Genomic DNA, 6,092 nt, shown 5'->3' on the forward strand with positions numbered 1-6,092 from the left:
GATGAAAGCGTATATATTCTCAATGATTCTGGGGCTGGTGAGTCTACCTGTCAGTGCCGATGTGATGCAAAGTGTTGCTGATTTGCAGCATGACTGGGCTAAAGTGAATTACACTTTAACAGGTGATGCACAAGAAAAAGCCTTTGAAAGCTTGGTTGAAAAAGCGAATAGCGTGGTGAAGCAATATCCAGATGCGGCGGAATCACATATCTGGCGTGGCATTATCGAATCAAGTTATGCCGGTGCCAAAGGTGGTCTTGGTGCTTTATCACTTGCCAAAGCCGCAAAAGCAGACCTTGAACAGGCGATGAAACTAGATGATACAGCACTGGACGGTTCGGCTTATACCAGCCTTGGAACCTTGTATGCAAAAGTGCCTGGTTGGCCTATTGGGTTTGGCGATGATGACAAAGCCGAAGTGATGTTGAAAAAAGCCTTGACCATCAATCCAACGGGCATAGATAGTAATTTTTTCTATGCACAGTATTTAATAGATAATAACCAGTATAAAGAAGCAGAAACTTATCTGTTAAAAGCTCAACAAGCACCTGCCAGACTAACTAGACCCCTTGCAGATGAAGGAAGACAGCAAGAAATCGAAAAAGCCTTACAGCAGGTCAGATACAAACTAGGGAATGATCAACATGCAGGTATTACTCATTGAAGATGATGTTTCACTCGCAAAAGGCTTACAAACCAGTCTGAAAAACGAAGGTTTTATCGTTAATCATTTGAGTGAAGGTAAGCAAGCCATTAATAGTATTGCTTCTTCTGAGCCGGATATTGTGGTGTTGGATCTGGGCCTGCCAGATATGGACGGTAATGAAGTCCTGAAACAAATTCGACGGCGTAATGCTGAATTACCGGTATTAATTTTAACGGCACGTAATTCTATTCAGGATAAAGTCGCAGGGCTCGATAGTGGCGCAGATGATTATCTGGCCAAACCGTTTGAAATGGATGAGTTACTTGCGCGCCTGCGTGTACTGGAACGCAGGCTCAGTAGCCTGAAACATGCTGATCTGACCGTAGGTAATGTGTCCATCGATACTCGTGCCCAGCAGGTGAAAGTTAACGGTGAGAATGTCGACTTTTTTCGTCGTGAATACATGCTGTTAAAAATGCTGATGGAGAATGTTGGCCGAGTGCAGACCCGCGATAGCATGGAAAGTAAGCTTTACAGCTGGGGAGAGGAAATCGCCAGTAATGCGATTGAAGTCCACATTCATCATTTAAGAAAGAAACTCCCTGAGAACTTCATCACAACCGTGCGTGGTGTGGGTTACACAATTAAAACGCAATGAAGTCTATTCGTCTGTATTTATTATTGGCGTTATTGGCCACAATAACGCTGGTAAACTTTGTATCGTTATTGCATGGCTACCAATCAAGCATGCATAAAGCACAAACATTGTTTGATTCCCGGTTAGAAAGTACCGCGATTTTGATTGCCTCTGCCAACTCGCGTCAGCTTGGTAAAGCAACCGTTACCAATCAGCAAACGCCTTATACCTTTTTTCAGATAATTGATGATAAAGGGGCTTTGCTAACACGTTCGGAAAATGCACCCGATAGCGTACTTAGCGACCTTGATGAAGGCTTTCAGAATACGAATTTTGGTAGCTATCGCTGGCGAAATTATGTATACCGTGACAAGGTTTTACAGCGATGGATCGTAGTAGCCGAGCGTATCGATATTCGTTATATGCTGGCTGAAGATGTGGTGATGGAATCATTACTGCCTATTGTGATGGTAATACCTGTAGCCGCATTAATTATCTGGTTTGCAGTAGGGATTGGCCTTAAACCGCTCAATACCTTTGCCAGCCAATTGAGTGAGAGAAGAGCAGATGATCTCCGGCCTATCGAACTGGAGCGTGTGCCAAAAGAATTAACGACTGTGGTGAATAATACGAACAGTCTGTTATTGCGTTTGGCAGAGGCTTTTGACCGAGAACAGCGTTTCTCAGCCGATGCGGCACATGAGTTACGTACCCCCGTCAGCGTGCTCAAAGTGCATTTACATAATTTGCGAGCAAGATTGGGTAATGATGACGAAGACATCATCTTATTGCGTGATGGTGTTGAACGTATGGGACATCTGATCGAACAGATTCTTGCTTTATACCGAACATCACCCGATCAGGCGGCAGTCAAGTTTGAGAGTGTGGATTTATTTAAATTAGTTCAATCACTTATCGCTCGAAGTTATCATGCTTTTGAGTCTAAACAGCAAGAGATAGAAATGGATGGGGAGTCACACATCATCGAAGGTAATGTGTTTGCACTGGAAACGCTGATAAGCAATTTACTAAATAATGCGAATAAATACACACCGGAGAAAGGTCGTATTCATGTGGTGGTGAGGCGTCATGAAGAAGGGGTGTTATTTCGAGTCGAAGACTCTGGTCCAGGCATACCTGAAGAACAGTATCAGCGTGTATTTGAACGTTTTTATCGCCTGCATGGTGATCAGCACAATAGTGGTGTCATTGGCTGTGGACTTGGCTTGACTATTGTTAAACATATTGTTGATTTACATCATGCCCATATTCAGTTGGGGACATCCGCTTGGGGCCATGGATTAAAAGTCGATGTTATATTTCCTCTGAGAGCAGTCAATTATGCGTAGAGTTGGTTTGTTTTTATGCTTATCGTTTTTGGTAATGCCGGTGTTGGCTGGCCCTCCCGTGATTGAAATCGAAATTCGTGATCATCTTTTCTTTCCCGATGAAGTCAAAATCCCTGCCAATACCAAAGTCAAACTGTTGGTGAAAAATATGGATCCGACAGCTGAAGAGTTTGAAAGTTATGAACTAAACCGGGAGAAGGTAATTGCAGGCAATAGTCAGGCATTTATCTTTATTGGTCCACTTCCGGCCGGTGTGTATCCGTTCTTTGGCGAATTTTTCCCTAAAACGGCACAAGGCAAGGTCATAGCGGAGTAAATGACGTGTTACTGAATGCAGTAGTGATTGTTTTGCGCGAGGTGTTAGAAGCCTCATTAATTATTAGTGTATTTCTGGCGCTGAGTCAGATTTTGAATCGCAGTTTAAAATGGATGTTATTGGCATTAATCCTGGGGCTGATAAGCGGCGTTATTTATGCGCTAACGATTCGTCATGTATCAATGGCTTTTGGTGGTATTGGGCAGGAGCTTGTCAATGCCTCGATAAATATTCTGATTTTTATAGCCTTGCTCTTTTTTGTCTATGTGGTGCCTCACCAAAATGACAGACGTTGTCGAGTTTTGACCATTCTGGCCATTATGAGCACCGTTATTTTGGCTATGATGCGCGAAGGATCTGAAGTGTTGTTATTTATCACTGGATTCTTTGGCGTACCGGATTTACTAGGGCCAGTATTAATGGGCGGTGCGGTTGGCGCCGGTCTGGGTGTCAGTGTGGGGGTGTTCATTTATTATTTTATTGTGAACCTTATCCCCCGACATGGTGTGTGGGTTGGCTATCTATTATTGTTATTTGTGGCGGGAAGCTTAATGTCGCAAGCGATAGAGTTCCTGATTCAGGCAGATCTATTCACCTCATCAGAACCTATCTGGAATAGCTCTAATATCATTGATGAACATTCTGTGGCCGGGCAACTTCTGTTTGCATTAGTAGGCTATGAAGCCACCCCTCAAATTAGTCAGGTTATTGCCTACCTTTTCAGTATGGCTACCTTGTTTTGTGTGGCGATGTTCAGCTTTATAAAGCGAGACCGAAACTCATGAAATACCGTTTAATCACCATTGCTAGTGCTTTATTTCTTACACCTCTCCTGGTGCAGGCTGATGGTTCATCCATTGATAAAATCTACCATCCCTATGTGCAGCCATTAGAAAAAGAAGTCGAGTGGCGGATGATTAGCGCTGAAGGCGACAGTTTACAAAAACTCAGTTATGGGCAGTCATTGTCTGATCGACTCTATGTTGAAGGCTATCTTACCGCCAGTGAAGAAAACGATAATTTTCGTTTGCATAGCTATGAACTCGAAGCAAAGTGGCAACTAAGCGAGCAGGGAGAGTACTCGATAGACTGGGGACTGGTCACCGAGCTTGAAAAATCCAATATTCGTGATCAATGGGAAGCAGCTACTGGACTACTCATGGAAAAACAATGGGGTAGATGGGTAGGCGCTGCGAATCTGTGGTTAGAATACGAGTGGGGTGATGATATTGAGGAAGAGCTTGAAACAGCCTTAGGCATGCAAGCTCGTTATCGTTTATCCCCCAGCTTTGAACCTGCTGTCGAATATTATGCTGGTGATGAAACTCGTGCTATTGGTCCGGTTGCACTGGGCGATATTCGCTTTTCTGCAGGAAAAAAACTTCACTGGGAAACCGGGGTATTATTTGGTGTGGGCAAACAGTCCCCTGATGCCACATTACGTTTTCTGACTGAGTTTGAATTTTAGTCAATGTAAAGTTTTGTTAATCATTTAAGGTTTTGTTAATAAGCCATCACTAATATGACGACTATCTCATGAGAGTAGAGCCAAGTGATGCAAACAGGGATAATAAAACACCCGATCGAGATAGACAGTGGGCTGGCAAGCCTTATCAACACACATCTTCAAATACCACATCTGACAAACACAGTTTTGACTTTCCGTTTGAAAAAATCACCTGTGTTTTTTCCTCAAAACTGCCATCTATTCGGCTATCTGATAACGACCATACAAGCTCTGGCTCCCCACATACACTCTTTGGTCTTTACGCTTATTTCATCTCTCTTTTATTCAGGAAAACATGATGTTTAGTAATATATTGCGCCCCTTATTGATGACGATGACTCTTGGTTTATCATCGATCCCTGCATATGCGCAAAGTTTGCAGCTGGATAAAACCCAAATGGACAATCTTGGGGTGTCATATCAGGCTGCGGTATCCGTTTCTGAAACTAAAAGTCATCATTATCCCGCCAAAGTGTCTGTGCCTAATGCGAACCGCCATATTGTTCATACCAGTCAGGAAGGTGTCGTCACCCAAATGTTAGTAGCTGAAGGCGATGTTGTTAAGGCAGGTCAAGTGCTGGCCACACTTAATAGTCCAGCCTTGTTGACGCTACAAACCCAATATTTACAGGCTGAGGGCTTGTTATCGCAATTACTGACCGAGATGCAGCGTGATAAACAATTATTTAATGAAGGCATTATTGCCGAGCGTCGTTATCTGGATGCCAAAACACGCTACCAACAGCAAAAAACACTGGTTGATAGTCAAATTAAAACGCTGCAGCTAGCTGGAATGCCATTAGAAGCCATTAAAACATTAAAGCAACAACAAACCATGGACAGCCACTTACACGTTCGCGCCGCCAGTGATGGTGTGGTCATGGCACAAAATGCGGTGATTGGCCAACGGGTAATGGCATCAGATGTTTTATATGAAGTGGCCGATTTATCAACGCTCTGGTTGGAAATCCATGTACCACTTGCCATCGCCAGTAACGTTAATACTGGCACAAAAGTGGTAGTGTGCGACAGAGATGTCTCAGCTGCTGTTATGACAGTCGGTAGGCAAGTTCATGATATTGATCAGGGCGTGTTAGTTCGCGCACAAACGTCAGTACATACAGAATTGTTGACGCCCGGTGAATTTGTACAGGTTTGTTTTGTGCAAAATAACAGTTCTGTGCTTTATGAGATTCCCTACAAAGCCATATTACGTATCGACGGCATAACCCATATCTTTTATTTTGATGGTCAATCCATCAGTCTGCGCCCTGTGCATATCATTTCTCAATCAGACAATAAAGTGACTGTATCAGATGAATTCTTAAGTACAGGCTATGTGGTAGAAGAAGGCGTGTCCTCACTTAAATCTGCCTGGCAAGCAGTAGGAGAATAGACATGGATGGTCTTATTCGTTTTTCATTGATGCAGCGTCTGATGATGCTGATTCTGGTAGTCGTTCTGATCGGCTTTGGCTGGAAAGCCTTTAACGATACACCGATTGATGCCTTTCCAGACGTCTCGACAACACAGGTAAAGATTATCCTCAAAGCCCCGGGTATGACGCCGGAAGAGGTGGAAAGCCGCATTACCGCTTTAGTCGAAGTTGAGATGTTGGGGATCCCCAAACAACGCAT

Annotated in this window: 8 protein-coding genes; all 8 read left to right on the top strand. The window is 43.6% G+C overall.

Going from position 1 to position 6,092, the window contains the following annotated elements:
• Nucleotide 1 precedes the first annotated feature (1 nt).
• Entirely contained in the window at nucleotides 2–664 is a 663-nt protein-coding gene (locus B3V56_RS14055; RefSeq protein ID WP_289282133.1) for a tetratricopeptide repeat protein, read from the top strand.
• The gene (locus tag B3V56_RS14060; RefSeq protein ID WP_286304570.1) at nucleotides 645–1,304 is read left to right on the top strand and encodes a response regulator; all 660 of its coding nucleotides are present in this window, start codon (nucleotides 645–647) and stop codon (nucleotides 1,302–1,304) included. The genes B3V56_RS14055 and B3V56_RS14060 overlap by 20 nt, the downstream gene beginning before the upstream one ends.
• Nucleotides 1,301–2,632 (top strand): ATP-binding protein, encoded by a 1,332-nt coding sequence (locus B3V56_RS14065; protein WP_289282132.1) that lies wholly within the window; start codon nucleotides 1,301–1,303, stop codon nucleotides 2,630–2,632. The genes B3V56_RS14060 and B3V56_RS14065 overlap by 4 nt, the downstream gene beginning before the upstream one ends.
• The gene (locus B3V56_RS14070; RefSeq protein WP_286304572.1) at nucleotides 2,625–2,948 is read left to right on the top strand and encodes a cupredoxin domain-containing protein; all 324 of its coding nucleotides are present in this window, start codon (nucleotides 2,625–2,627) and stop codon (nucleotides 2,946–2,948) included. Before B3V56_RS14065 ends, B3V56_RS14070 begins: the two co-directional genes overlap by 8 nt.
• 5 nt (nucleotides 2,949–2,953) lie before the next feature.
• Entirely contained in the window at nucleotides 2,954–3,733 is a 780-nt protein-coding gene (locus tag B3V56_RS14075) for an FTR1 family protein (RefSeq protein WP_289282131.1), read from the top strand.
• Complete coding sequence (locus tag B3V56_RS14080) at nucleotides 3,730–4,416, top strand: hypothetical protein (RefSeq protein WP_286304574.1); 687 nt, start codon at nucleotides 3,730–3,732, stop codon at nucleotides 4,414–4,416. The genes B3V56_RS14075 and B3V56_RS14080 overlap by 4 nt, the downstream gene beginning before the upstream one ends.
• Before the next feature lie 337 nt (nucleotides 4,417–4,753).
• A complete protein-coding gene (locus B3V56_RS14085) occupies nucleotides 4,754–5,851 on the top strand; it encodes an efflux RND transporter periplasmic adaptor subunit (RefSeq protein ID WP_289282130.1) in 1,098 nt (365 codons plus the stop codon).
• Between the two features lie 2 nt (nucleotides 5,852–5,853).
• Nucleotides 5,854–6,092: efflux RND transporter permease subunit (locus B3V56_RS14090; RefSeq protein ID WP_289284440.1), on the top strand; the 239-nt coding region annotated here is incomplete at its 3' end.

The sequence above is a fragment of the Methylophaga sp. UBA2513 genome, assembly GCF_002341285.1.
Taxonomy (GTDB): Bacteria; Pseudomonadota; Gammaproteobacteria; order Nitrosococcales; family Methylophagaceae; genus Methylophaga; species Methylophaga marina.